Below are 26,246 nucleotides of genomic sequence, written 5' to 3'. Positions count from 1 at the left end.
GGCGACGGGGGCCGGGAGAGGTCAGACGCCGGCGTAGGAGTGCTTACCGGTGACGAAGATGTTGACGCCGTAGTAGTTGAAGAGCCAGCAGCCGAAGGCGATCAGGGCCAGATAGGCGGCCTTGCGGCCCTTCCAGCCGGCGGTGGCGCGGGCGTGCAGGTAGGCGGCGTACGCGACCCAGGTGATGAAGGACCAGACCTCCTTGGGGTCCCAGCCCCAGTAGCGGCCCCAGGCGTCGCCCGCCCAGATCGCGCCCGCGATGATCGTGAAGGTCCAGAGCGGGAAGACGGCGGCGTTCACCCGGTAGCCGAACTTGTCGAGCGTCGCCGATGCGGGCAGCCGCTCCATCACGGAGGTGGCGAAGGCGCCCGGCTTGACCCCGGCGATCAGCTTGGCCTCGTACCGCTCGCGGAAGAGGTAGAGCAGGGTGGCGACCCCGCCGACGTAGAAGACCGCGCCGCAGAAGATCGCGGTGGAGACATGGATCCAGAGCCAGTACGAGTGCAGGGCGGGCACGAGCTGGTCGCTGGCGGTGTAGAGGACGGTCACCGCGAGGCCGAGGTCGAGCAGGACCGTGGTGATCAGCGGCAGTCCGAGCCAACGGACGTTCCGCTTCGTCAGCAGGAGGCCGAGATAGACGCCGACCGCGACCGTGGAGAAGGTGATGTTGAACTCGTACATGTTGCCCCACGGCGCCCGCTGCACGGAGAGCGCGCGGGTGACCACCCCGGCCGCCTCGACGGCCCAGGCGAGCACGGTGAGGGAGACGGCGATCCGGCCGTACAGATCGCCCTGTTCGTCGCCGCCGGCCGCGCCGGGGCCGTCCGGGAGGTCGCGGGCGCCGGAGGCGGAGCGCGTGACGATCTTCGGGCGTTCCAGGACGGCCGTGGCGCGGCCCGTCCCGCCGGACTCGGCCTGGGCCGGTGCCGGGACGGTGCCCTTGGCGCCCCGGGCGTCGCCGGTGAGCGCGGCGGCCGTACGGGCCACCTTGCTGCGGCTGCCGAGGAGCCACTCCGCGATATGGGCGAAGAAGGCCAGCATGTAGACGGCCATGGCCGAATAGATCAGGACGTTGCTGGTCTGCGCCAGGCTTTCGTTGGTTGCTGCGGCGGCGAGATTCACTTCTCAGCCCCTTCGACAGTCTCTGCGGTCTGTGCGGTGTCTGCGGTCTCTGCTGCGGGCGCGGGGCCGGACTCGTGCTCGGACTCGGTTTCGGGCTCGGGCTCGGGCTCGGTTTTTGGCTCGCGCTCGGGTGCGGTGGGTGCCTCGGCGTGGAGGGTGCCGGCCAGGTCGGCCAGTTCCTCCGGGAGTCTGGCGGACTCACTGCGGCCGAGGCCCGCCATCTCGACGACGGTGACGCCGTCGGCGCCCCGCACGGCGCGGACCCAGACCCGGCGCCGCTGGATGAAGAGCGAGGCGGCGAGCCCCGCGATGGCGGCGATCGCGCCGGTGAGCGCCCAGCCGTTGCCGGGCTGCTGGGCGATCTGGAAGGTCGCCCACTCCTTGACCTCCTTCTCGAAGGTGATCGAGCCGGCGCCGTCCGGCAGGTCCAGCTTCTCGCCCGGCAGCAGGGTCTTCTTCAGGACATCGCCCTTGGCGTCCTTGAAGGGCTTCATCTTCCGGGTGTCGAGCTGGTACACGTTCTGCGGCACGCCCGCGTCGACGCCGAGGCTCCCGTGGTACGCGCCCACGTTGAGCACCGGGAAGTCGAGCGCGGGGAAGCGCGAGAACATCCTGTTGGCGCCGCCCTCGCCGCCGCCGTAGGTGGGCACGAAGAACGCGGCGAAGCCGAGCTGTTCCTTCTTGCCGTTCTTGTCGCGGTAGCCGTCCATCACCTTGATGGCGCCCGTGGAGGAGACGTTGTTGTCGATGGGCAGCAGCGGCACCGCGCCCTGGAAGACCACCGCGCCGCGGCCGTCCCTGACGGTGACGACGGGCGCGTACCCGTGGCCGTTCAGGAAGACCTTCGTACCGCCGACCACCAGCGGCTCGTTGACCTTGATGACCTTCGAGCGCTCCTTCCCGCCGGCGCCCTCGGTGTAGTGGACGTCCGCCTGGTACGTACGGGGCGTGCCGAGCTGGGGGCCGCTCCGCTCGTACGTACCGGTGAACTTGTCGAGCCGGAAGTGGAAGGGCTCCAGGTCGTCCGCGTCGAAGAGCGAGCCGGACCTGAAGTCGTCGTACTGGGTGAGGGTGTTGGCGAAGCCGTCGCCCTCGACGATCAGCTTGCCGCCCTCGGACTTGTAGAGGGTGCCGACGGCGAAGGCGAGCAGCAGCACGATCAGGGAGAGGTGGAAGACCAGGTTCCCGGCCTCGCGCAGATACCCCTTCTCGGCGGCGACCGCGTCCCCGGCGGTGTGGACGCGGAAGCGGCGCTTCTTCAGGATCGCGAGCGCGGCGGCGCGTACGTCCTCCGGCTCGGCCGCCGTGCGCCAGGTGGTGTACGCGGGAAGGCGGGTGAGGCGCTTGGGGGCGGCCGGCGGGCGGCTCCGCAGTTGGCCGACGAACTGCCAGGTGCGCGGGACGATGCAGCCGATGAGGGAGATGAAGAGCAGGATGTAGATCGCGGAGAACCACACCGAGCTGTAGACGTGGAAGAACTGGAGCTTCTCGAAGACGGGCGTGAGCGTCTCGTGCCGCGCCTTGAAGTCCTGGACCTTGAGTTCGTCGACGCTGGCCTGCGGGATCAGGGAGCCGGGGATGGCGCCGAGGGAGAGCAGGAAGAGCAGGATCAGCGCGACGCGCATGGAGGTGAGCTGGCGCCAGAACCAGCGGATCCAGCCGATGATCCCGAGGGCGGGGCCGCCGAGCGGGGCCTCGTCGCGCTCCTCGCGGGGCGCGGTGGAGAGCCGGGAGGCGTCGGCCGCGTCCTGGTCCGGGGGCTCGGGGGTGTCCGGGGCGGCCGGGGTGTCCGGGGCGTCCCCTTCCGGGGCCGGGGTGGCCGGGGGCGTTCCCGTGCCGGGGCCGGTGGTGTCCGTGTCGCTCATCGCACTTCCGCTCGTGGACGCCTTGGTTGTGGACGCCTTGTCCGTCGGTGACTCGCTCGCCGGGGACCCGTTCGTCGGGGACTCGCTCGTCGGGGACTCGCTCGTCGGTGGCGTGCTCCTCGGGGGCTTGCTCATGGCACTAGATCCCCACCGTGAAGCTGTTGGACCAGGTCTGCGTGGCCTGCACGATGCCGTCCCACACGCCGGTCAGCAGCAGCAGACCGGTGACGATCATCATGCCGCCGCCGATCCGCATCACCCACGCGTAGTGGCGCTTGATCCAGGCGAAGGCGCCCAGCGCCCTGCGGAAGGCCACCGCGCCGAGCACGAACGGGACGCCGAGGCCGAAGCAGTACGCGACGGTCAGGATCGCCCCGCGCCCCGCGCTCGCCTCCTGGAACGCCAGCGCGTTGACGGAGGAGAGCGTAGGACCGAGACAGGGCGTCCAGCCGATCCCGAAGAGCGCGCCCAGCAGCGGGGCGCCGGTGAGGCCGGTCACCGGGCGCTGGTGGATACGGAATTCGCGCTGGGTGAGCCAGGGCATCAGCCCCATGAAGAAGAGGCCCATGAGGACCATGAGCACGCCGAGCACCTTGGCCAGGATGTCCCGGTACTCCTGGAGCGTCTGGCCGAAGTAGCCGAAGAGGGCGCCGCCCGAGACGAAGACGGCGGTGAAGCCGACGACGAAGAGGGAGGCCCCGGCGACCATCCGGCCGCGCCGGGCGTCCGCCAGGTCGGTGCCGCTGACCCCGGTGACGTACGAGAGGTACCCCGGCACGAGGGGCAGCACGCACGGGGAGAAGAAGGAGACCAGGCCCGCGAGGAGCGCGATCGGCAGGGCGATCAGCAGCGCGCCGCCGAGGACGGTCTCGTTCCCGCCGGTCGCCTCGGCGAGGAAGTGACCAGGGGCCTGGCCGGGGGCATGGAGAGCCTGGAGGGCCTGGAACCGCTGCACAGGATCACTTCTCCGCGATCAGCGGGTCGATCATCTTGCGCAGTTTGTCCTCGTTGAGGGCCATCAGCGAGCGCGCCGCGATCTTCCCCTCGCGGTCGAGGACGATCGTGGAGGGGATCGACTGCGGGTTGAGGCTGCCCTTGGGGAAGCCGCTGACGATCAGCTTGCCCGTCGGGTCGTACAGGCTCGGGTACGTGACCCCGTAGTCCTTCTCGAAGGCGAGCGCGGGGCCCTTGTTGGCGTCCCGGGTGTTGATCCCGACGAAGGCCACGCCCTTCGCCTCGGTCTCCTTGGCGACCTTCGCGAAGTGCGGGGCCTCGGCGCGGCAGGGCGGGCACCAGGAGCCCCAGACATTGAGGACGACGATCTTGCCCTTGAGGTCGGCGATGTCGAGCCGCTTGCCTTCGAGGGTCTCGCCCGCGATCTCGTTGACGGGCCTGCGCTCCCCCGCGGCGACGGTGGAGATGCCCCCCGTGTTGGTCACGAAGTTGGTGTCACCGCCGCCGCCGGACTTGCCGCCGTTGCCGCAGGCCGTGAGCGCCAGCGCCGAGGCGACGGCGGTCAGGGGCAGGATCACGCGTCGGAGCCGGCGGGGCGAACGGCGTCGTGGGACGAGGCCTGAGTTCATGTGAAAAGTTTCGCATGGGCGTTTCGGGGATCTTGGGCACCCCCCTGCGTGCCCGTAAAGCCCGAAGTAAAGATTTCCCGCCCCGGCCCTGCCCCCGCCCCGGCGCCGTACGGCCGCCGGGTCAGCTCCTCGGCTCCTCAGCCTTCGGTGCCGTTTCCGGTGCCGCTTCCGGTGGCCGCGCCGGCCGGCTTGAGGAACTCGCTCCAGCCGCCGGTGGGCTCCTGGCCGACCCCGAGGGTGCGGAGCCTGTCGAGCACGGCGGGGTCCTGGACGTCGAGCCAGTCGGTGAACTGCCGGAAGGAGACCAGCCGTACGTCCTTCTTGCCCGCCATGCCCTTCAGGGCCTCCTCCACGGCGTCCATGTAGAGCCCGCCGTTCCACTGCTCGAAGTGGTTTCCGATGAAGAAGGGGGCGCGGTTCGTCTCGTAGGCCCGGTTGAATCCGGCGAGATACGCGTCGGTGGCCTGCTTGCGCCATTCCGGATAACGGGACGTCATTCCGTTCGTCGAATTCTGCGACTGATTGGCGAGCATGTTGTAGTCCATGGAGAGGACTTCGAAGGAATGCCCGGGGAACGGTACGGCCTGGAGCGGGAAATTCCATATCCCCTGGAGCTTGTCCGGCCAGACCTGGGTGCCGCCGGGCGAGCTCGCGTCGTACCGCCACCCCAGCTTCTTCGCCGTCGGCAGCAGGTTCTCCTGGCCGAGCAGGCACGGCGTGCGGCCGCCGATCAGCTCCTTGTGGTAGTCGAACGGCAGCGGGTCGAGGTCCTTCCAGCCGGTGTTCGTACGCCACTGGGTGACGAAGTCGACGGCCTGGTCGATCTCGTCGCGCCACTGCTCGGAGGTCCAGTTGGCGACCGTGCCGGAGCCGCCGCAGAAGTGGCCGTTGAAGTGGGTGCCGATCTCGTGGCCGTCGAGCCAGGCCTGCCGGACGTTGGTCAGCGTGGCCTTGACGTGGTCGTCGGTGAGGTAGCCGATGTCGGAGGCGCCGATGGGGTTGTTCGGCGGGCGGTAGAGGGTCTTCTTCGACTCGGGCAGCAGGTAGAGCCCGGAGAGGAAGAAGGTCATCGCGGCGCCGTGGTCCTTGGCGAGCTTGAGGAAGCGCGGGAAGAGCCCGTTGCCGACCTCGCCCGCGCCGTCCCAGGAGAAGATCACGAACTGCGGAGGGGTCTGGCCGGGCTCCAGCGGGACCGGCTTCTCGGGCTGGTGCGGCTGCTTGCCGGTGTCCGCGGTGGAGCCGTCGCCGATGAGGCGGACGTTCTTGGCCGCGGGGGTGCCGTTGGCGTCGCCGCCGCCGGCCTGGTCCGCGCCGCCGCCACTCCCCTTCGACGCGGGCGTTCCGTTCGAGCAGGCCGCGACGCCGATCGCGGCGGCGGCGCCCATTCCGGCGCCGAGCAGACTCCTCCGACTGATGTGCCGCATGCTGATCCCATCCGCACTCGTTCGTCCGTACATATGCTGGTCGTATAAATTGCGCGAGCAGCAATGGTTAGGAGCCGACGACGAACGCGGGGGTTCCTTATGCGGTCAGATTTTTACGCACGTAACAGCCGCTGTGACAAAAACGCACGGGCAGCGAGCAGGCGGTGACGGAGAGGCCGGTGGGCGGTAATCGATACCCGCGTACGAGGGGTGACCGGGCGCCCACTGTCGGCGCCCGGTTTTCCTTCCTCGGTCCGGGTCCGGGCTCGGCTCCTTCGCCGAGTCCCTCCCTCGGGGGGCTCAGGCGCCGAACGCCTTCGCGCCGCCCTTCACCGGGCGCGCCCCGGCGAGCAGATGCGCCGGTACGAGGTCACGGGCCGGCTCGGAATACCCCACCGAGACAATCCTGTCGCCCTGATAGGTGAAGCTCGTCAGCGAGGCCAGGGTGCACTGCCGGCGGCGCGGGTCGTGCCAGAGGCGGCGGCGCTCCACGAAGCTCCGTACCACCCAGATCGGGAGCTGGTGGCTGACGCAGACCGCCTCGTGCCCCCGGGCCGCGTCGCGCGCCGCGGTCAGGGCGCCCATCATCCGGACGACCTGGTCGACGTAGGGCTCGCCCCAGGACGGCCGGAACGGGTTGGTGAGGTGCTTCCAGTTCTCCGGGCGGCGCAGCGCGCCGTCGCCGACGCCGAAGGTCTTGCCCTCGAAGACGTTCGCGGCCTCGATCAGCCGGCGGTCGGTGTCGAGGCTCAGCCCGTGCGTCTTGGCGATCGGGGCGGCGGTCTCCTGGGCGCGCTCCAGCGGCGAGGCGACGACATGGGTGATGTCGCGCTCCGCGAGGTGCTCGGCGACCCGGTCGGCCATCCGCCGCCCGAGCTCGGAGAGGTGGTAGCCGGGGCGGCGCCCGTACAGCACCCCCTCCGGGTTGTGCACCTCGCCGTGGCGCATGAGGTGGACGACGGTGATGGGGTCCCCGTTCTCCGCGGTCTTTCCTTCGCGCTGCTGGCTCATGCGGCACTCTCCGTCGTGTCGGTTGCGGGGTCGGTGCCCGGGGCGGTGTCCGGGGGTGTGGCTTCGGCGGCGGCGCGGGCGGCGGCGGGCAGCGCGGCGGCGATCCGCTCGACGGCGCGGTCGTCGTGGGCGGTGGAGACGAACCAGGACTCGAAGGACGACGGCGGCAGATAGACCCCGTCGGCGAGGAGCGAGTGGAAGAACGGGGTGAAGCGGAAGGACTCCTGCCGCTTGGCCCCCTCGTAGTCGCGGACCTCGTCGGCCGTGAAGAAGACGGAGAACATGTTGCTCGCGTTCTGCACCCGGTGCGCGACGCCCTCCTTGCTCAGCGCCTCCGTCACCAGCGCCTGGATCTGCGCGGAGACCGCGTCGACCTTCGCGTACGCGGCGTCGTCGAGCAGCCGGAGCTGGGCGAGGCCGGCGGCGGTGGCGACCGGGTTCCCGGAGAGCGTGCCGGCCTGGTAGACGGGCCCGGCCGGGGCGAGCCGCCCCATCACGTCGGCGCGCCCGCCGAACGCGGCGGCCGGGAAGCCGCCGCCCATGACCTTGCCGAAGGTCATCAGGTCGGGCACGACGCCGTCGACGCCGTACCAGCCGGCCCTGGAGGTACGGAACCCGGTCATCACCTCGTCGGAGATGTAGAGCGCCCCGTCGGCGGCGCAGAGCTCCTTGAGCCCGGCGTTGAACCCGTCGCGCGGCGGTACGACGCCCATGTTGCCCGGCGACGCCTCGGTGATCACGCAGGCGATCTCGCCGGGGTGCGCGGCGAAGGCGGCCCGTACGGCGTCGAGGTCGTTGTACGGCAGGACGATGGTGTCCCCGGCGGTCGCGCCGGTCACCCCCGGGGTGTCCGGCAGCCCGAACGTGGCCACGCCGGAGCCGGCGGCGGCGAGAAGCGCGTCCACATGCCCGTGGTAGCACCCGGCGAACTTCACCACCTTCGCCCGCCCGGTGAAGCCGCGGGCGAGCCGGATGGCCGACATCGTCGCCTCCGTACCGGACGATACGAGCCGTACCTGCTCGACGGGGGCGATCCGGGCCACGATCTCCTCGGCGAGCGCGACCTCCCCCTCACCGGGCGTACCGAACGACGTACCCCGCGCGACCGCGTCCTGTACGGCGGCGGTCACCTCCGGGTGGGCATGACCGAGAATCATCGGCCCCCAGGAACAAACGAGGTCGACATATTCGCGGCCGTCCGCGTCGACGAGGTAGGGACCATGACCGGACACCATGAAACGGGGCGTACCCCCCACGGCGCGGAAGGCGCGGACGGGAGAGTTCACGCCTCCGGGCGTCACGAGGGCCGCACGGTCAAAAAGTGTCTGCGAAACTGGGGCACTATTGGGAAAGCTCACGCAATCCATGGTGGCAGAGGCTCGGACGGATCCGCGGACAGGTGTTTCACCGGCCGTTCGTGGGGGAGGTCACTGTCACGATGATCGGGTTGCGCGGCCGGGGCTGCGAGTGGTCGGGTGGAGATATGCATCGCGGTGGCGGAGTGGGCGAGGGGACCGATGACCTGGGTCCCGAGCCTGCCCGGCGAGGGAAGCACCGACGCGGCGAGCGCCAGGAGCGCGACGCGCACGAGGCGCACGAGGCGGCTCCGGAAATCAGGAGTGGTGGCCGGGTGGGGGTGACGTACAAGTACTTCGGCGCGCCCGACGGCGCCACGGCGGCCCGCGTCCCCATCTCGATGCGCCCGGAGGAACTGGGCGGCGACGAGCTGGGCATGGGCGGCATGTTCACGAAGATCAAGCCCGAGACGATAGCGGCGATGGTCCTGACCGGCATTCAGGGCATGCCCCTGAACAAGGTCCCCCCGCTCGAACTGGTCGTCCTCCACCCGGACTACGCGGTCGTCAAACTCCCCATGACGGTGGTCGACCCCCTGCGCGGCATCGGCGAGGAGTCGGTCGGCGCGGCGGCCTTCATCTGGTCGACGGTCCCGGACCGGGGCGGCCCGAAGGACGCGTTCAACGTCTACCAACTCCTCCACGAATGGCAGGACTTCAGCCACCGACTGCACGAGGCGGGGCATCAGCCTTACTGCCTGGTGTGGCCCTGAGCCGGGGCCCCGTAGGTGGCGGATGGGCCGTCACCTCCCGCTTCCTACCGCAGGAGAGCCCCCTTCCCCCAGCCAACCAGCACCGCCAACGCGGCCCCTGCCGAGCTGATGAGAAGCTGCACCGAGACGGGGTGCCTGGGCGGATGTCGCAGGCGTTGCGGACCCTCCTGGGCTGATGAGGACTGCACAACACGGTCGCGAAGAAGCCCGCCCGGCCGCGTTGCGACCCCTCCTGGGCTGATGAGGACAGGTGATGGGCTCGTTGTCCGCCGTCATGTACTCACGTTGCGACCCCGCCTGGGCTGATGAGGATCCGTCACCGGCCTGTGCGGGGGCCTGTGGTGGCTCATGTTGCGAACCCTCCTGGGCTGATGAGGACCCGGGGCGCGGGGTGAAGGTTCCCCACCGCATGGCGTTGCGACCCCTCCCGGGCTGATGAGGACCTGGTGACCGCGCTCTACGAGGCGGACGGCGTCACCCGTTGCGACCCCTCCCGGGCTGATGAGGACGCGGAGCCAGGCCGCGCGAGCGCGGCCCCGGTGAGCGTTGCGACCCCTCCCGGGCTGATGAGGACCCGGAGCCGGAAGGCGGAGGCCCCACCACGAGCGGAGGTTGCGACCCCTCCCGGGCTGATGAGGACCCGACGGTAAAACCACAGTTCATCGCCCCTCCGCTGCCACCTTTCAAGGGCGCTTCTACAGCAGTCCGTCGGTAGTGCATCGGTGCAGGTCAAAGCGGTTCATAAAATGTCGCCGGGGCCACCCAGATCAACGCCGAGGGTGTTGGATTCGATCATGTCGGGGGATCGGGCGGCATAGGTGACGATGCTGTCGTAGTCCGGGTCGATCGTCGTCTTCAGGGCAGCCATCAGTGCTCGGTACTGGGCTGTGGTGAGTTCGCCCTGGAAGACACTGCGTTGCGTCCAGTGGAGGTATTTGCGGCAGGTCTTGAGGACCTTGGGGTTTCGTTCGACGGCGGTGTCGTAGACGAGGATCACGAAGATGGCCGCTCACCACCAGGGGCGGAAAGGCTTGTAGGGCTTGTGCTCCAGACACATGCGGACGATCTTGAGGGCCTCCAGGTGGATGAGTTCCTCGTAGCTGACCTTGCGCTTGAGGGTGCGGTGATGGACCGTCGTCGCCAGTTCTTCCTTGACCAGGGCTGCGATCTTTTTGCGGCCGTCCTTGCTGAGGGACGCGCGGGCGACGTCTGTTTCGAAGTCGGAGGGTTTCAGCTTCTTCTGGGCGGCGGCTCGTTTGAGGAGCCGCTCGGTGAAGAGGGGCTTGAAGGGTTCGGCCAGGTCCAGGGCGAGGGTGTTGCGGCGGCGGTCCGTGTCCGCGTGGAGGAAGCCGATCGCCGGGTGCAGGGGCGTGGTGCGCAGAGCGGTGAGGACGCGGGCGTAGACGAGGGTGTTGAGGTAGCTGACGAAGGCGTTGCCGGCGTTGGTCGGCGGGCGGCGGGAACGGCCGTTGAGACGGAGCCAGGCCGGTAACCGGGTGTCGAGGACGGCCCAGGCGGTCCGGCGGAAGTTGCCCTCCTGCCCCATGATCGCGTCGCTGTCGCCGCAGTCGGGCAGGGCGGTGCGCAGGGACTGGAGGGCCGGGTCGAGGAGGTCGGTGTCCAGTGCCCACCGCAGGTTTTCCGCCGTGGCGAGTACGAGCGCGCGGCCGGTCGCGGCACGGTGCTCCGGGTCGGCGGTGATTTCCACCTGCCGGCGGACCACGGTGGCCGACGACATGGATTCCGAGGGGCTGAAGTGTCCGGCGTGGTTGCCGTAGTGGTCCAGGACGTGGAGGGCGACGCCGTTGCGGCTCAGGAGTGAGAGGGCCGAGGTGTTGATGTCGACGTGGTCGAAGGTGACCAGGTCGCGGATGTCGGTGATGGGGATACGGACCGGGTTGCCGTCGGCGCGCTCGATGCGGACGCTGTTGTCCTCGCGGCGGATGCGGCAGGGTTCGGTCAGCCAGTAGGTACGGCCGACGGCGGGCATCAGTCTCCCCAGCAGTAGTCGAGGTAGGAGCAGCCGCGGCAGTTGGCGCGGGTGAGGCGAGGTGGTGGTTCATCGGCGGCGATGGTGGCGCGGGCCCGGGCCTCGGACGCTTCGGCTTCGGCGCGGGCCTCGCTGTCCCAGGGGACGTCGGTGGTGCGGCGGATCAGGGGGTAGTGGATCGTGCCGCCGCGTACGGCTACGCCCCGGCGTTCGAGCAGGAGGCAGTAGTGGCGTACCTGTGCGGCGTGAGCGGGTGAGGGCGCGCGCGAGGACTTGGTCTCGTGGACGACGGCTCCGGTGGTGATCCAGTCGATCTTCGCTTCGCCGAGATCGATGTCGCGGCGGCGCGTGAAGGTCGTGTCGTCGACGACCTCGCCGAAGGCGACCAGATCGCTGCGCTGCTCGGCCCGGTAACCACGGGTGTAGAGCCAGAGCTGACGTGGGCAGTGGTGGAGGTACTTGATGTGGACGCCGCCGAGTTGGGCGTCCTCGTCGTCCGGCCCGTCACCGGGGCCTGCGGAGGGGTTCACAGGATGGTGTCCGGTTCCGTCGGTGGCTTCAGCCCGATGGCCTCGTCGTAGGCGCCGTCGATCACATGGACTCCCAGATTCCGGTCGTACTGCGGCTTGTATGAACTGAGTTGGCCGTAGCGGAGAGGGATGAGGAGGCCGGCCGCGCGGAGGAGGTGGCCTTCCGGGCCGGTGGTGAGGGCGCGGTATTCGTCTACGTCCTCGTGGAGCAGCACCTCGACGCTGTCGAACTGTTCGCTCAGCGTGTCGGCGAACTCGGAGCGGTCGCGAAACGGGTCGGTGAAGGTGAGGAAGGTGGCCGCGAAGTCGTCCCGGGCCCGGCGGGCCTTCGCTTCCCACGCCCTGCCCCAGTCGGTGTCGTAGGCGAGGTGGAGAAGCCGTTCGATGTCCTCTTCGCCGAGGGTTTCGCGGCCCTCCGCGACGAGCATGGTCAGGGCTCCCCAGGAGGCGGCGACCGCGTCGTCCTCGTACGGTCGGCCGGCTTCCGTACGGTGAACTCGGAACTCGACGGGCCCTGCGGGGTGGCGGCCCCGGCGGTTGACGCGGCCCGCTCGCTGGGCCACCGCTTCGAAGGGGGCGTTCTCCACCGCCCCTCGGTCGAAGTCCAGTTGCAGCGAGACTTCGACCGTCTGCGTCGCGACGGTGAGTCCGCCCCGGCGGGAACGGCTGCCCGCGGCGCGTTCGGGGTGGCGTCGCAGCAGGTTCTTCTCGATGGAGTCGCGGTCGCGGTTCTTGAAGCGGGAGTGCAGCAGCAGGGCGGCGTGCGGGTCTTCGGGCAGGCGGGCACGGGCGTTGTCGGCCAGTTCCTCGTACAGGGCCTGCGCGGTGGCCACCCTATTGACGACGACCAGGACGCTGTGGCCTTCGTCGAGCCAGGTACGCAGGCGTTCGACGCTCTCCGGGGCGGTTAGGGGGTTCTCGTCCAGGACGAGGCGGTGACGGACCGGGCTGGTGCCCTGGGGGGCGTGGTGGCGGGTCACCGGCTGGGTCAGGCTCTCCTCGATGAGGGTGGTCATCGGTGGGGCCAGCGTGGCGGAGAGGACGGCGACGCGGCTGCCGAGCCGCTCCCACAGTCCCATGGCGGCGCAGAGGCGGCCGAAGGTCTCGGGTTCGTAAGCGTGAAGTTCATCCAGCACGAAGAGCGAGTTCGTCTGTTCCAGGAGTACGGAAGAGTAGACGGGGCCGGCGATGGCGCCCCGGAGCAGTTGGTGCGGGGTGGCGACGCGCAGGCGCTGGGTGAACAGGCGCATGGCTCCGGCACGAGCCCGCGCCTGGCGGGCCATCTCGGCGGTCGGTTCGGCTCTTCGGCTCCCGTCGGCATCAGTGTCGGCATCAGTGTCGGTATCGGTGCCGGTATCGGTGCCGGTATCGGTGCCGGTGCCGGTGCCGGCGCATTCGGCCTCCGCCGCCTCGCCGAGAAGCGTGTGGGCGACGGTGCCGTGGAGGAGGCCGATGTCCGCCGTGTCCTCCCCAGGGGCCGGAGTCAGGTCGCGTTGCAGCCTTCGTCGTGCGGCGTTGAGGGAGGCGCGGTACGGCAGGGTCCAGACGACGCGGGGCAGGCCGGGCATCGTACGCAACTGCCGCCCGGCCCAGGACAGTCCGGCCTCCGTCTTGCCGCTGCCGGTGGGGGCGATGAGGACCAGGTGCCCTTCGGTGTCGGCGGCCTGCCGCTGATGCGGGTGGGGCGGGTACGGGAGGCGGCGGATGTAGTCGGCGGGCAGTGGCATATGGGTCTGGAGGCGCTCATGCGCGGACCCTGCGTGGTCGGCGAGGGTGAGCGCGCCTTGGGCGAGGACGGCGAGCAGTCCTCGGTCGGCTGCGACCGGCTGCCGCCAGGCTTCGAGCAGTTCGTCGAGAACGAGCCGTGCGCGGTCGGCGACTGTGGGCCCGCCACTGGGCGGGGAGGGCGGGTCCGTGTGCAGGGCGCCGGAGAACCAGGCGAGGAGTTCCCGGTGGAGCCCCCGGGTGACCTGAATCTGCGGGTCGCCGTTCGGGCGTGGTGTGCGAGTGAAGGCTTCGTCCCACCGCGTACGGAAGTTGTACTGCTGAGAGAGGCTCGGTTTGCCCTTGGCCGCGCCGGAGGCCGCCGCGTGCAGAGCCCGGTGATGGGTCGCGACGAGCGTGGCGATCATCAGCCGGTCCTCGTCCGTCCAGCCGGTGGCCGTTGCCAGAAGGTCGACGTAGGCCAGGGAGAGCACTTCATGGCGCTGCCCCCAGAACGTGCCGCCCGGCAGCAACTGCTGCTGGAAGCCTTCGGCGGCCTTGCCGGCGTCGTGGAGGAGGGCAGCAGCCCGTACACGGGTCCAGAACGCGGGTTCCGTCGCGAGCGGCCCGGCCGTGGCCACGCGGTGTTCGATCTGTGCCACCGTGTCGTGGACGATGCGCGAGTGCGTCGTCAGCCGTTCGGGGTCATGCTTCGGTACGGACTTGGCACGGACATCGCAGAGGGCACGCGGCACAGGCTTCGGCTTGGGCTTGGGCTTCGGGGTCAGGGGGCGAGCAGCCATACCGCCTGCCCCCAGTCGTCCTCGTACGCGTCGCGCACGGGGCGCACTCCGGTGGGGGCGTCGCACCACAGGTAGTCGGACCACACGGTGGAGAGCCGGTCGACGGATACGCTCGCCGCCATACGGTGCACGGTCGCCTGAGGCACGTCGTGTCCGCTCACCGGCGCCAGTGCGTGATCGACGATGGCCGTCGTCACCGGACGCAGTGTGGTCCGCAGCAGTCGCAGCGGGTGGACGAGGTCCTGGGACCGGCCCAGACGCAGGGGCCAACGGGGGCGGCGGAGTGCTCGCGCGATGCGGTCGCCGTCGGTGCCGGGCAGCCAGACCGTCAGGCGTACCTGCACGAGGAAGGGACGGTCGCGGATCGTCATGCCTCCCTTGACGGCGCGCACCCGGCCGCCGACCGCCGGGTTGGAGCCGTCGGTGGAGATGGGGTGATACGTCTCGGCGTCCACGCCACCGCCTTCGGCACGGGCGGCCATGCCGAAGGCCAGGGGTTCACTCCGCTCCCCCGTGGCGGCGGCCAGCAGGCCACGTACGGTCGAGGGCGGAGGCAGGGGCAGGCAGCGGTCGAGCCTCGGGAAGAGCGGATCGCGGAACGAGGCGACGGGTGCCAGGAAATCCGCCCGCCACGCTGTACGGCGCCCTTCATGGAGCGCTGTGGGAAGTGCCGCTCGGGATGTGTCCGGCACGGAGATCACCGGGCGGGGTCGTCGAACCAGCCGTCCAGCCGGCCGTCCCGCAGTTCGGCCGCCAGATCGCGCAGGATCGTTCGGGGGTGCTCGATGACGATGGTCCCGTCCTCGATCTCCCGGGCGCACTCCTTCTCGAAGTCCTCCCGGAGGAGGTCACGGAAGCCGGGACGCCAGCCGATCCGCACCGGGGCCTCCCACTCCCCGTCCCACGCCTTCAGTTCAGCGCGCAGCACCTCGCCGCGTACCCGCAGGCCGGTCCCTTCCAGACCGTCCACGCAGTGGGCCAGTGGGTTGACGCCCCCTTTGAAGGGCACCGTCACCAGCAGGTCGGGGACGCGGTCCCCGTAGTGGAGGGCCTGTTTGGCACCGCCGCTCAGGTGCGCGAGCGCCTCCAGGAGGAGCGCCGCCCGGTTGCGGCGCTCCTCGATCGGCAGCCGTACGGCCGGCTGACCGCGGAAGGTGAGAGAGGAGGCACCGGCCTGCGCCGCTTCGGCTACCTGCATGGCCTCGTCCTGGCTGAGGTAGTTCGGGCGGCCGGCGCCCGTGGCGTCGGGGAGGGTGAAGGTGCCGATCCTCGGCAGGTCCAGGAGGAACGGGGCGGCCAGATCGGCGGTGTAGAACTCGTGCCCGTGCAGGACCGGCTCGGACACCCCGCGCGACATGACGCCGAAGTCCTCGGTCGGATAGGCGGGTTCGACCGACATGAGGGTGCCCAGCATGAACGGGCTGTCCCGCAAGGTGGTGGCCGCGCCGTCCTTCTTCGCGCCGGCCTTCATGTAACCGAACAGGTCGTCGTCCGCGTAACGCACCGGGTTCGCCTCGGTGTTGCCCTTCTGTGCTTTGTTCTGCGCCTTGCCGATCCGGCTCACGGGCGAGGGTACGGAGCCGAGCTCGACCATCCCGTCGCGGGTCCAGCGCCGTACCGCCTGGGCGGAGATGTACGGGTAGTGCCTGCCCCGGATCCGGGCGTACTTGACCCGGGCCCTGGTGTCCTCACCCTTGCCGTTGTTGGGCGCTCCCGCTTCGACGGCCAGCACCATCTTCCCTGCCAGATAGGCCATTACGCCGCTCCCCTGTCGTCGTCATCGTCTTCGTCGCCGAGGATCGGCCGCTCCACGAGCAGTTCCGTACGGGCCTCGTCATCCGGGTCGACCGGTCGCTCGTTCACTGCCACGCCCCGTTCCTGAAGGAGCTGAAGCACGGTGGCGGACAGCAGCATGCGCTGCTCCCACGCGCGGGGGCGCTGCTGGATCAGCGGCCGCCAGTCCTCGGGCGTGGCCGCCACCGCACGCCCGTCGAAGGTCAGCCGGAAATGCGCCTGCATCAGCAGGGCTCCCAGCTTGTAGTCGCTCAGCGCCACGTTCCGGTACTCCGCGAGGCGCCCCCGGGGTGCGCCGCCGCCATGCTCGATCCAGTCGGCGATCACTGTTGCCACCGGCTTCAGGTCCGGGTTCATGCCCAGAATCTCCTCGGCGTAGATGAAGGCGAGCCGCGTCAGAGCCGCCCGGTTCCGCAGGCTCCAGGATTTCTCCGGCTTGTCCAGGAGCTGGTGGAGCTGTGCCGGCAGCGACCGGCTACGGCCGTCCTCGGCCTCGAACAGCAGCCGGGCGGCTTCGGCGGGCCCGCTCGTGACCGGCCGTCCCGCCTTGTCGCGACGGGTGAGGGCCAGTTCCAGCAGCCGCCATCCGCGTCGTGGTTCGGCGTTGCCCTCCACCGTCGCCAGGAAGCGGGGCACGGCACGGCGGGTCTGTGTGACCCGCAGCCACGGATGCTGGTTGTCGTTCTTGAAGCTCCACAGCGTGGCGGCGGCCGGCAGATCCGGGCCGAGCGCCTTCAGCGCCCGCAGGACCACCGGCTCGGGCCGGGCCCCTGTTCCGGCCTTGCCGAAACCGAGCTGCATGACCCGCTCGGCCCGCAGTACATTGCGGGCCGAGAACTCACGCTCGGCCGCGTCCTGCTCGCAGGAGAGCACCGTCGCCGACCCGGTGGTGACCCACGCTCCGTATGGCAGAGCCCAGGCCGCGATACGGCAACCACGGCAGATCGGCCAGCCCGCGACACCTGGCGGCAGCGTGTTGAGCATCTTGTCGGTGTCGTACAGCGGCAGATTCTTCTTCGTCCACAGCACGGCAGCGGGCACTCCGCAGAAGGTGCACGGCCAGGCCGGGGAGCCCGGGGCATCGGGTACGAAGAGCGCCAGGATCTCCGGCAGCAGGGCGGCGTGATCGCGAGGTCGCTTGTTGTGCGTCGCCTTGGAGTTGGGGTAGAGCGCGAGAAGGACCTTCCACCAGCCGTACGCGGCCGAGTCCGGGTCCTTCGGCGCCAGGGCGGCGGCCATCACGTCCTCGACCAGCCGGGCGGCCACCGCGTCCAGGTCGGCGTGGGTGACGTCCTGCGGAGTCGTCCGGCCGGCCAGCACCGCGACCGCCCAAGCTCCCGCGCGCTGGATCGGGTGACTCGTCGCGATCAGCCACGTCGAGTCGGTGGCGAGAGGGCTCACCGGATCCACCCGAAGCCCTGCACCGTGTCCAGTCCGAGGCCCCAGGACCGTAACGCGTCCACGAACCGGGCGTCGGCCTCCATGCCCACCCGCACCTGCGCCCCGATGCGCGGCGCCCCCCGCACCGTGAACCGCCGTCGGGGTCCCGCCTCCAGCACGCGCAACCCGCTCGGCGCCGGAAGCCCCAGGATGTCCGCCTTGTGAGCCAGGTTGTGCTGGAGCCGCGCGGCGTAATGAGGCTCCCCGGGAAGGAGATAGCGCCCCTCGTGCTTCACGACGACCGGAGTCGCACTCTCCATCTCCACCGGACCGTCCGCCACCGGAGCCCCGACGTCGATGGTGAAGCCCCGCATCGTCAACCGCGCCGGTCCCCACACGATCTCGGTACGGGAAGCGAGGGCCGCCACGAGAACCGCTGCGATCTCCGGTACCGGCGACCCCAGCCAGACCGACCCCTCGGTCGATGTCGTGTACACACCGCGCTTCCTCGGCGCGCCCTTGAACTGAGGCGCGGTCAAGCCCAGGGGCTTGAGCGGCTGCCCCTTCCAGCCCTCGTCGTGCAACGACCGTGCGAGAGCGGCGTCCTGGCTTCCGAGCAACTCGTACATGACAGCGCGCGCCGGCCCGTGCACGTGCTCCCAGCCCATGCTCGGAACATCGGCATCGATGTCCACCCTGACCCGCACAGCACCCCCAAGGACGCTACAGAACAACGGCGTTACGCCCCCCGATTGGCTGAGGGGGCGACAACAGGAAGGTAGCGGACCAGGCGGATGAAAGTGGCAGTAGCCCATAAAAAGCCCTGAAGCATTACCAAATATGCTATGGGGGACTTCCGTCGCGACTCAGTGGCCGCCCTGCGCAACTCGGACACTCAGAGCCGTAAGCTAGCGGGCAGCACTGACAGCCTCCCTGCGGCAAGTTCCATACCGATGGTTCGCGACGCCCCGACCTGCACTGATGCATTACCGTCGGGTCGCTGCAAAATGAGCAGCGCAACGCCGGACGAAGGCACTGGTGACCAGCGGCTTTACCGTCGGGTCGTCATCACCCCTGGAGGGGTCGCAACCCGGAGTTTCCCTCATCGCCCGTGACCCGATCATGTCGTCATCACCCCTGGAGGGGTCGCAACATCTTCTTGCCGAGGATCCACGCGACGCTGGAGCCCGTCGTCATCACCCCTGGAGGGGTCGCAACGCTGGACCCAGAGCAGGGCCACCAACCGGCGGTCCGAGTCGTCATCACCCCTGGAGGGGTCGCAACTCCAGGAGCCCGCCTCCTGGGTGCAGTCCACCGTGGTCGTCATCACCCCTGGAGGGGTCGCAACGCCAGCTCCACGGCGAGCGCGATGGCGGACACCTCCACGTCGTCATCACCCCTGGAGGGGTCGCAACCGGACATGACCAGCGTGGTCCGGGGCGCGAACGTGTCGTCATCACCCCTGGAGGGGTCGCAACGAGCGGGGCGCGCAGACCCGTACGAGCCGCGCCCCGGGTCGTCATCACCCCTGGAGGGGTCGCAACATGACGTCATGGGGGACACCGTCGAGGAGTGGGCGGGTCGTCATCACCCCTGGAGGGGTCGCAACCTGATCATGCGACCAGGCGCGACAGCCGCGCACGCGAGTCGTCATCACCCCTGGAGGGGTCGCAACGGGCGCAGCGTGCGGCGGAGGTTCCTGTTGTGCCCGGTCGTCATCACCCCTGGAGGGGTCGCAACGGATTCCCCCCGCACAGACCACAGTGTCCGTGACAGGTCGTCATCACCCCTGGAGGGGTCGCAACGGAGCGTGGGCGCGGACCGGAGGCGACCATGAGCGGGTCGTCATCACCCCTAGAGGGGTCGCAACACGCGACGATCCAGGCCGCGGACGCCGCCTACGCCAGTCGTCATCACCCCTGGAGGGGTCGCAACACGCGTGCCGGACACTGGTCCCGACCGCACTCGCAGGTCGTCATCACCTCTGGAGGGGTCGCAACGATGTCGCGGCGGGCCGATTTGGCGGCGGTGCCGAGGGTCGTCATCACCCCTGGAGGGGTCGCAACCCGGGCTCCCCGGGCGCGGTCGGCGGCAGGGGCCAGCCGGGTCGTCATCACCCCTGGAGGGGTCGCAACCGGAGGCCCTGCTGCGCCTGTGGCGCCCGCCCGCGCGTCGTCATCACCCCTGGAGGGGTCGCAACACGCGGACGGGCGGCCGGCCGAAGCCGGGCACCGGGGTCGTCATCACCCCTGGAGGGGTCGCAACCACGCCGCCAGGGCGCAGCCCCCGGGCGCGAGGGCGAGTCGTCATCACCCTGGAGGGGTCGCAACCCGAGGCGCAGCAGCAGAAGTGGTGGAAGGCCCGCCGTCGTCATCACCCCTGGAGGGGTCGCAACTGGCGCAGTCCGCGCAGCCGGTCGGTGACGTCCCAAGTCGTCATCACCCCTGGAGGGGTCGCAACGGCAGCCGATGCCAGATGGGACGCAGCGCCCGCTGGTCGTCATCACCCCTGGAGGGGTCGCAACCCCTGCCAGTGCCCGTTCGCCGCGATGATCCGCGCCGGTCGTCATCACACCTTGAGGGGTCGCAACCCGAAGCGGATGACCTCGGCGCCGACGCGGCTGCCCCGGTGCCGAATCCGGTCTCGTCGGGCAGGGTGGCCGCCCGCTCGGCGCGTATGACGGCGCACTCCGCAGCAGTGCCGGTCGGTCGGACGGTCGTCGACGGGAACAACCGGGCCCTCCCCCGGCCCCGCGCGAACTCGCCGGTGGCGGTCGTGCGGGGCCGGGTTCGTGGTGTCGGGTCAGATCTTGACCCACAGGTCGACGTACCTGCCCGTCTTGGCGGGGGAGGTCTCGCAGGTGTAGCTCCGCCACTTCTTCGCCTTCACCCCGGCGGTCCCGACGTCGTGGCAGTTGTTGAGGCCCTTCTTCAGGCCTGCGTCCGTGGTGAAGGGTCCCCAGGACTTCGCCGGTCCTGCCGTGATGGAGATCGGCGTCCCCGTCCCGTAGTTGTCGCCCGCCGCCGCCGGGGCCGCCATGGTGAGGCCCGCCGCTCCGAGGGCGGCGAGTGCGGCGATACCGGTGGCGGTCTTCTTCCAACGTGTCACGTTTCCCCCTGAGTTGGTGTCTGTACGGGAGACGACCGGGCGGGTGCGCGTGGTTCCCCGGAGGTACCGGAAGGGGTTGGGGAGGGCGTCCCGAGGCGGGGAAAATTGGTGTGTACAGGCGGGCCAGGTCTGTACACGCGCCGTCTCGCGCGGCGTTCCCGGCGGGCCGAGTGGAGGGGAACGGGAAGGGGCGGGAGAGGGGTCGGCGGGGGCGCGGGGGATGGGTGGACGGGGGCGCGGATGGGGGCGCGAGGGGGCGGAGGTGAGGGTTCCGGGGGGTGTTACGTGGCTGCGATCGCCGTGTAAAGGTGAGGGGGCGGGGACGTGCGGCGGGGGTTTGGTGGAGCGGTATTGCCGCTCTTAACTGGGGGTTTTCGGGGATGGGGGCACATATGTCGGGGCGGGGCGGAGATGTCGCCTCCGCCCCGCCCCGCCCCCCTCCCCCTCTTCCCCCGGCCTCAGTGGCTCGTGGCGCCCGTGGTTCCCCGTACGTTCATACGGTCATCCCACATGACACCGTGGCTATAAGCGTCAACCTTCTCACACGCTCCGTCAACAGGGCGTCGCCCCATGTGATCGTTCCCGGGTGATCGCCGACTCCACCGCGGCCACCCGGTCCGCCAGGACGCCCAGCGCCGCGACCGCCCGCGTGAGGGGGTCGGCCGCCGGGCCGCCCAGGGCCGCCGAGCGGACGTACGCCTTTTTGACCTCCGCCCAGCGCAGCGTCTGGGGTGGAGTCAACTCTCCTCGGATTTCGGCTAGTTTGAGGAGGTTCGCCTCGGCGCCGGATGTGAGCGTCTGGGCCTCGCCCGCGTAGTGGTCGGTCACGACCGCGGCGGCCTCGGCGTCGTTCATCACCGCGTCCAGCCGGGCCACGATCTTGTTCATGTTCCGGTACGAGCCCTGGAGCAGGAACGGCGGCTCCGTACGGGAGACTTCGGCCTGCGCCGCCGAGGCGATATACGCCTCGTTCACCGCCAGGACCGTCGCCCGCGCCGTCAGGACATGGCGGAGGACGGCGAGGATCCGGGCCGTCTCGGCCGGTGGGTAGGGGTGGCTCAGCCGGTCGGTGCGGGCTGTCGGGTCGTCGGATGCCAGGCGTACGAAGAGGTCCAGGTCCGAGCGGTCGCGGGCGGCCAGCGGGGCCAGTACCGGGTGCGCGGTCAGGGCGTTCTCCACGAAGCTCAGCGCGAAGGCCTCCTCCTTGCCGGTCAGCACCTCCCCCAGGTTCCAGACGTCGGCCCGGTTCGCGAGCATGTCCGGGATCCGGAAGCGGTGGCCGGATTCGGTGTACGGATTGCCCGCCATGCACACCGCGAACCGCTTCCCGCGCAGGTCGTACGTGCGCGGCTCGCCGTCCCGCACCCCCTCGATCCGGCGCTGCGCGTCGCACAGCGGGATGAACTGCTGGAGGAGTTCGGCCGAGGTGTGCTGGATGTCGTCCAGGTAGAGGAGGGTGTTGTTGCCGGCCGCCAGCGCGAAGTTGATCTTCTCCACCTCCTGGCGCGCGGTCGCGTTCGGCGCCTGCTCCGGGTCGAGCGAGGTCACCGCGTGGCCCAGCGCCGGGCCGTTGATCTTGACCAGGGCGAGCCCGAGCCGGTCGGCGACGTACTCCATCAGGGTCGTCTTGCCGTACCCCGGCGGCGAGACGAGCAGCAGGAGTCCGTGCGAGTCGGTCCGCTTCGTATCGCCCGCCGTGCCGAGCTGCTTGGCCAGGTTGTCGCCGATCAGCGGCAGGTAGACCTCGTCGATCAGCCGGTTCCGTACGAACGACGACATCACGCGCGGCCGGTGGTCGTCGAGCCGCAGCCGGGCCCGCTCGGCGGCGACCAGGGCGGCGCGCCGGCGCTGGTACGCCCGGAAGCCGGGGGCCACCCGGTCGCGGAAGTCGGCCGTACGGGCGAGGAGTTCGTCGATACGGACGGTCATACGGCGGCGCTCGATACGGGGGTGGCCGCCGAGCAGGCCCTCGACGGTCTCGCCGAGCGGCGCCCCGGAGTCGTGGCGTACCAGGTCGGGGCAGAGTTCCACGGCCACCGCCTCGGCCAGGTCGCCCTGGAGCCCGGAGTCGTCGCGGTCGGCGTGAGCGCCCGAACGGACGTATGCCGTCAGCCAGTTCTCGACAATCTGGCGCCTTGTGTCAAGGTCGTCGCCGAGGCCGGTGAGGCCGGTGAGATCGTCGTCGTATGCCGACGTCCCCACCGCCCGGCGGAACTTCTCCAGCAGGGTCCGCGCCCCCGCGCCGGTGACGAACCCCTCGGGGCCGCTGGTCAGTTCCTCGAAGAGATACGCGGCACTCGCCTCGCCCCCGCCGAACGGGGCCATGACGCCCGCCAGTTCGCTCCGGAGCGCGTCGATCGCGGGGGCGAGGCCGAAGGTCTCCCGGGCGCGCGCCATCGACACCGCCCGCCGGGTCCACGCGGCCCGCGCCTCCTCCGTCGTGCCGTGCGCCCAGAAGAGCTGGGCGGCGGCGCGGACTTGGGGCGGGAAGCGGAGCAGTCCCGCGTCCGCGTGGAGCCGGAGCAGGGCGCCGAGGATCAGCGCCGCGTCGTGGTCGTGGACGCCGCGCTCGTACCCCTCGTCGTAGGCCGACTCCGCCGACTCCCGTACGAGCTGGGCGAGTTCGGGGGAGCCCGGGGCCGGCAGGGCGGCGGGGCCGTGTTCGGCGAGCAGCCGGGCCGCCAGGTACTCGCCCCGGTAGACGTCCGCCGACTCCGAGGGCAGGCTCTGCCCCCAGTAGGCGCGCGTCGCCGCGAACTCCGGGTCCCTGACCGGGGACCGGTAGTCCGTTCCGGTGAGGGCGAAGGAGAGCCCGGGGGCGCCGTGGTCGCCGGGGGCGCCAAGAGCGCCTTGGCCGCCGGGGGCGCCTGCGCCACCCGCGCCGTTTCCGTCCCCCGTCGGTACGAGCGTCAGCTCCAGCGGCTGGGTGTTGACCGCGAAGCGGTGGCGGCCGAGCCGGATCAGGGCGCCGCCGTCCGTGTAGAGGTCGGCCCGGTCGCGCAGCGAGCGCGCGGCCTCCTGGCGGGCGGACTTCAGCCGGCCCTCCAGCTCCTCCGCCCGTACCGTGTCGCCGAGTTCGCGCAGCTCCGTCACCGTACGGCGGACCTTCGCCGTCATCGGGTCGGAGGCGAAGTACGTGCTGATCGCGTCCGCCGAGCCGAGTGCCGCCGCGCGCCGCGCGATGGTCTCCAGCACCCGGTCCGCCGAGCCGCCCAGCCGCTCCGCGCGCCGGGCCCGCGCGTCCTGGAGGCTCTGCTTGCGGGCGGCGAAGGCGTCGTAGATCTCCGTGCGCCGGGCGGCGAGTTCGGTGAGGCAGTCGTCCGACTCCGCGAACCGCGCCTCCAGGTCCTCCAACCGCAGCAGTACGGCGGCGACTTGCTCGTCACAGGCGTCCGGGGTGTCGGAGACGGCCAGCGCGCCCGTCACCGCCTGCCGCAACAGGGCCGTCTCGGCCGCGAATTCGGCCCGGCCCTCGTGGTCGAGGAGTTCGCGGCGGCGCGCTTCGAGCGTGGCGCGGGCGGTGTTGACCTTGGCCAGCACCTCCGCGATCCGCTCCAGGATGGCGGTACGGACGGTGGCGTCGCCGATGTCCAGGCCGGCCACCACCTCGGTCACCGTCCGCAGCCCGGCGGCGAGTTCGTCCAGCCGCGCGGTGACGGGCGCCGCCTCGGCGACGGTGGCCAGGGCCTCGCCCTCGGCCGTCAGCCCCGCGATGTCCTCGTGGTATCCGGCGAAGGCGTCCGCGCCCCGCAGGAAGCCGACCGCGCGCTGGGCGAACGAGGTGAGATCCCCCGCCACCTCCTCCGCCAGCGCGTCGATCGCCCCCGTGTCCGCGTACCGCCGCTCCTTCAGCGTGAGCACATGCCCGTGCGCCTGCCGGAGTCCGGTGAGCCGGTCCACCCACCCGGCGGCGGTGCGCGGCGTCTCCCCCCGGGCCCTGCGCACCAGCGCGGCGGCCTCGGCGGCGGCCTCCTCGAACGCCTCGGCCGCCTGCCGCGTCAGCGTCTGTACGGTCTCGAACTCGGCCAGCACCTGCCCGGCCGTCTCCCGCACCCCGGCCAGCGGGGTCCGCAGGTCGCCCACGTCCGGGTCGCCCAGCCAGTGGTACGTGTCGGCGGCGCGCACACAGGCGGCGAGCAGCGCGCCGTACGCCTCCGTGGTGGCGGCCGAGGAGTCGGTGGCGGCGGGGGCGTCGGTCACGGAGCGGGCCAGCGAAAGGCACTCCGAGATCCCGCGCACCAGATCGGCGTTGCCGATCCGGGCCAGCGGCCCCTCCCCGGCGGGCACGGCGGCGGCGTACGTGTCGGAGACGAACGGCGAGCGCCAGAGCTGCACTTGGTGTACGCGTACGGGCTCCTCGGCCTGCCCCGCCGCCCCCGCGGCCCCCGCCGCTCCCGCCGCCCCGGCGGCCGTCGGGGCGGTGCGCAGCGCGACGAGGGTGCCGTCCGCGAGGAGCGCGTACCCCCGGCAGGGCAGCGGGGCCGCGGCCTCCTCCCGGATCAGGTTGTACGGCAGGAGCAGGGTGCGGCCCCGGGCCCGGTCGTGGAACGCGTACAGCACGTCCTCGCCGTTCGGGGAGCGCAGCTCGCGCTCGAACTCCAGCCCCTCCGTGTCGAGTTCGAAGGTCTTGTGGGCGCCGGTGGCGAGGAAGTAGCCGCCGGGGAAGATGATCCCCTGCTCCTCGGGCAGCCGCCGGCACGCCTGCCCGATACCGTCCAGCCGGACGACGCGCCGGGTGGCGGCGTGGAAGACCAGATGGCGCCGGGCCTCCTCCTTGTACGGGCGTACGCGCAGCAGGATCAGGGCGCCGACCCGGGCGTACTCGATCTCCGCGTCGGCCAGCGACTGGAGCGGCTCGGTGACCGGCTCGGCGTACATCCCCTCCGGGGACTCCGTGTTGTCGTCCGTGGTGACGGTGAGGGCGCCGCCGACCGTGGAGACGTACAGCGACCCGCCGTCGACCCGGACGAGCGGGTGGCGGCCGGGGACATGGTCCTCGCGGGTGGTGGCGGTCCAGGTGAAGTCGTGGGCGGGCGGCAGGACATGGTCGCGCTCGCCGCGCGCGTCGAGGAACTCGACGGGGGTGGCGGGGGCAGTCGGGGTGAGGGCGCCGGGGCCGGAGGCGGGGCCGGGAGCGCCCTCCGCGTGTACCGCCCAGCGCAGGACGCGGACGTCGTCGGCGCTCTCACCGGTCTGGAAGACCGCGAGCAGCCGGCCCTCGCTCCGGACGAGGCGGCGGAGGCGCGCGTCCCGGAAGTACCGGTACAGGTCCGCGAACTCCCTGACGAAGCGCGGGTCGTCGAGGAGGCCGGGCACGGCGTCCTGCGGCAGGGGGTTCAACTCCCGGTCGTACAGGGCGAAGACGTCCTCGACCGCCACCGGGGCGCCCGCCCCGCCGGCCGGCCGCCCGTGGTGCGCCAGGAGCAGCGCGCCGCCGATGTCGACCAGGTCGCGGGCGACGCTGGGCCGCTCGGTGCGCAGCCGCTCGGTGCCGGTGAGCGCCAGCTCGGTGGAGCCGAACGCCGCCACCCGGCGGGAGTTGAGCTCCCCGGCCCGGCGGGCCAGCTCCCGCGCCTGGGCGGTGAGCCGGTCCCGCAGCACCTCGTACGTACCGACATCGACCCCGCCGAGGGGGCCCGCGCCGGGGGCCACGCCCGCACCCGTACCGGAACCGGGGGCCGCAGCCGTACCGGAGCCGGAGGCCGCGCTCGTCCCCGTACCGGAGCCGGAGGCCGCGCTCGTCCCCGTACCGGAGCCGGAGGCCGCGCTCGCACCCGTACCGACGCCGTCCACCACCCCGGTCCCCGCCGCCCCGGCCCCCATTGCCCCGTTCCCCGTCACCGTCCCGCTTCCCATCCGTCTTC

Annotated in this window: 18 protein-coding genes and 1 CRISPR repeat array; of the genes, 1 reads left to right on the top strand and 17 read right to left on the bottom strand. The window is 71.0% G+C overall.

The features are described from left to right. Positions 1-21 precede the first annotated feature (21 nt). From ccsB to hemL, 7 genes are all read right to left on the bottom strand, one after another. The gene (ccsB, locus tag AB0O07_RS28595) at positions 22-1,122 is read right to left on the bottom strand and encodes a c-type cytochrome biogenesis protein CcsB (RefSeq protein ID WP_365638503.1); all 1,101 of its coding nucleotides are present in this window, start codon (positions 1,120-1,122) and stop codon (positions 22-24) included. After that, positions 1,119-2,987, bottom strand: a complete 1,869-nt coding sequence (locus tag AB0O07_RS28590) for a cytochrome c biogenesis protein ResB (RefSeq protein ID WP_365638501.1) — start codon at positions 2,985-2,987, stop codon at positions 1,119-1,121. Before AB0O07_RS28590 ends, ccsB begins: the two co-directional genes overlap by 4 nt. A 139-nt stretch (positions 2,988-3,126) precedes the next feature. Beyond that, the gene (locus AB0O07_RS28585; RefSeq protein WP_365638732.1) at positions 3,127-3,837 is read right to left on the bottom strand and encodes a cytochrome c biogenesis protein CcdA; all 711 of its coding nucleotides are present in this window, start codon (positions 3,835-3,837) and stop codon (positions 3,127-3,129) included. A 109-nt stretch (positions 3,838-3,946) separates the two neighbouring features. Further along, positions 3,947-4,570 (bottom strand): TlpA disulfide reductase family protein, encoded by a 624-nt coding sequence (locus AB0O07_RS28580; RefSeq protein WP_365638498.1) that lies wholly within the window; start codon positions 4,568-4,570, stop codon positions 3,947-3,949. 137 nt (positions 4,571-4,707) lie between these two features. After that, entirely contained in the window at positions 4,708-5,994 is a 1,287-nt protein-coding gene (locus AB0O07_RS28575; RefSeq protein WP_365638495.1) for a hypothetical protein, read from the bottom strand. A 300-nt stretch (positions 5,995-6,294) separates the two neighbouring features. Next, positions 6,295-7,005, bottom strand: a complete 711-nt coding sequence (locus tag AB0O07_RS28570; protein WP_365638492.1) for a histidine phosphatase family protein — start codon at positions 7,003-7,005, stop codon at positions 6,295-6,297. Then, positions 7,002-8,372: a glutamate-1-semialdehyde 2,1-aminomutase gene (hemL, locus tag AB0O07_RS28565; protein ID WP_365638489.1), complete on the bottom strand. Its 1,371-nt coding sequence runs from the start codon at positions 8,370-8,372 to the stop codon at positions 7,002-7,004. The genes AB0O07_RS28570 and hemL overlap by 4 nt, the downstream gene beginning before the upstream one ends. Before the next feature lie 116 nt (positions 8,373-8,488). On the opposite strand from hemL, the gene AB0O07_RS28560 reads away from it, so the two are divergent. Then, positions 8,489-9,073, top strand: coding sequence for a hypothetical protein (locus AB0O07_RS28560; protein ID WP_365638486.1), 585 nt, complete (start codon positions 8,489-8,491; stop codon positions 9,071-9,073). 739 nt (positions 9,074-9,812) lie between these two features. Here AB0O07_RS28560 and cas2 read toward each other — a convergent pair. The 10 genes from cas2 to AB0O07_RS28510 form a co-directional block, all read right to left on the bottom strand. Beyond that, the gene (gene cas2 / locus AB0O07_RS28555) at positions 9,813-10,070 is read right to left on the bottom strand and encodes a CRISPR-associated endonuclease Cas2 (RefSeq protein WP_365638484.1); all 258 of its coding nucleotides are present in this window, start codon (positions 10,068-10,070) and stop codon (positions 9,813-9,815) included. A 12-nt stretch (positions 10,071-10,082) separates the two neighbouring features. After that, entirely contained in the window at positions 10,083-11,063 is a 981-nt protein-coding gene (gene cas1b, locus AB0O07_RS28550) for a type I-B CRISPR-associated endonuclease Cas1b (protein ID WP_365638481.1), read from the bottom strand. After that, positions 11,063-11,593, bottom strand: coding sequence for a CRISPR-associated protein Cas4 (locus AB0O07_RS28545; protein WP_365638479.1), 531 nt, complete (start codon positions 11,591-11,593; stop codon positions 11,063-11,065). Before AB0O07_RS28545 ends, cas1b begins: the two co-directional genes overlap by 1 nt. Next, positions 11,590-14,100: a CRISPR-associated helicase Cas3' gene (gene cas3 / locus AB0O07_RS28540; protein ID WP_365638477.1), complete on the bottom strand. Its 2,511-nt coding sequence runs from the start codon at positions 14,098-14,100 to the stop codon at positions 11,590-11,592. The genes AB0O07_RS28545 and cas3 overlap by 4 nt, the downstream gene beginning before the upstream one ends. After that, on the bottom strand, positions 14,082-14,792 hold the full coding sequence (locus AB0O07_RS28535; RefSeq protein ID WP_365638475.1) for a CRISPR-associated protein Cas5: 711 nt from the start codon (positions 14,790-14,792) through the stop codon (positions 14,082-14,084). The genes cas3 and AB0O07_RS28535 overlap by 19 nt, the downstream gene beginning before the upstream one ends. A gap of 5 nt (positions 14,793-14,797) precedes the next feature. Further along, positions 14,798-15,856 carry a type I-B CRISPR-associated protein Cas7/Cst2/DevR gene (cas7i, locus tag AB0O07_RS28530; protein WP_365638473.1) on the bottom strand — a complete coding sequence of 353 codons (1,059 nt, stop codon included), beginning with the start codon at positions 15,854-15,856 and terminating at the stop codon, positions 14,798-14,800. After that, positions 15,856-17,295 carry a hypothetical protein gene (locus AB0O07_RS28525; RefSeq protein ID WP_365638471.1) on the bottom strand — a complete coding sequence of 480 codons (1,440 nt, stop codon included), beginning with the start codon at positions 17,293-17,295 and terminating at the stop codon, positions 15,856-15,858. Before AB0O07_RS28525 ends, cas7i begins: the two co-directional genes overlap by 1 nt. Continuing rightward, positions 17,292-17,969 (bottom strand): CRISPR-associated endoribonuclease Cas6, encoded by a 678-nt coding sequence (cas6, locus tag AB0O07_RS28520; RefSeq protein WP_365638469.1) that lies wholly within the window; start codon positions 17,967-17,969, stop codon positions 17,292-17,294. The genes AB0O07_RS28525 and cas6 overlap by 4 nt, the downstream gene beginning before the upstream one ends. A 366-nt stretch (positions 17,970-18,335) precedes the next feature. Then, positions 18,336-19,864: direct repeats of the CRISPR family, unit length 29 nt; unit sequence GTCGTCATCACCCCTGGAGGGGTCGCAAC. Between the two features lie 212 nt (positions 19,865-20,076). Continuing rightward, positions 20,077-20,382, bottom strand: coding sequence for a hypothetical protein (locus tag AB0O07_RS28515; protein ID WP_365638467.1), 306 nt, complete (start codon positions 20,380-20,382; stop codon positions 20,077-20,079). 552 nt (positions 20,383-20,934) lie between these two features. Beyond that, complete coding sequence (locus tag AB0O07_RS28510; protein ID WP_365638465.1) at positions 20,935-26,205, bottom strand: DNA repair ATPase; 5,271 nt, start codon at positions 26,203-26,205, stop codon at positions 20,935-20,937. Between the last annotated feature and the right edge of the window lie 41 nt (positions 26,206-26,246).

It is taken from the genome of Streptomyces sp. NPDC093085 (genome assembly GCF_040683935.1).
Taxonomy (GTDB): Bacteria; Actinomycetota; Actinomycetes; order Streptomycetales; family Streptomycetaceae; genus Streptomyces.
This window is presented reverse-complemented; position numbering and strand designations above follow the sequence as displayed.

Bases quoted from the DNA above. Each gene is read 5' to 3' on its own strand.
- AB0O07_RS28570 (WP_365638492.1), bottom strand. From the start codon at position 7,005: ATGAGCCAGCAGCGCGAAGGAAAGACCGCGGAGAACGGGGACCCCATC.
- AB0O07_RS28590 (WP_365638501.1), bottom strand. From the start codon at position 2,987: ATGAGCGACACGGACACCACCGGCCCCGGCACGGGAACGCCCCCGGCC.
- cas1b (WP_365638481.1), bottom strand. From the start codon at position 11,063: ATGCCCGCCGTCGGCCGTACCTACTGGCTGACCGAACCCTGCCGCATC.
- cas3 (WP_365638477.1), bottom strand. From the start codon at position 14,100: ATGGCTGCTCGCCCCCTGACCCCGAAGCCCAAGCCCAAGCCGAAGCCT.
- cas7i (WP_365638473.1), bottom strand. From the start codon at position 15,856: ATGGCCTATCTGGCAGGGAAGATGGTGCTGGCCGTCGAAGCGGGAGCG.
- AB0O07_RS28560 (WP_365638486.1), top strand. From the start codon at position 8,489: ATGCATCGCGGTGGCGGAGTGGGCGAGGGGACCGATGACCTGGGTCCC.
- AB0O07_RS28580 (WP_365638498.1), bottom strand. From the start codon at position 4,570: ATGAACTCAGGCCTCGTCCCACGACGCCGTTCGCCCCGCCGGCTCCGA.
- hemL (WP_365638489.1), bottom strand. From the start codon at position 8,372: ATGGATTGCGTGAGCTTTCCCAATAGTGCCCCAGTTTCGCAGACACTT.
- AB0O07_RS28575 (WP_365638495.1), bottom strand. From the start codon at position 5,994: ATGCGGCACATCAGTCGGAGGAGTCTGCTCGGCGCCGGAATGGGCGCC.
- AB0O07_RS28510 (WP_365638465.1), bottom strand. From the start codon at position 26,205: ATGGGGGCCGGGGCGGCGGGGACCGGGGTGGTGGACGGCGTCGGTACG.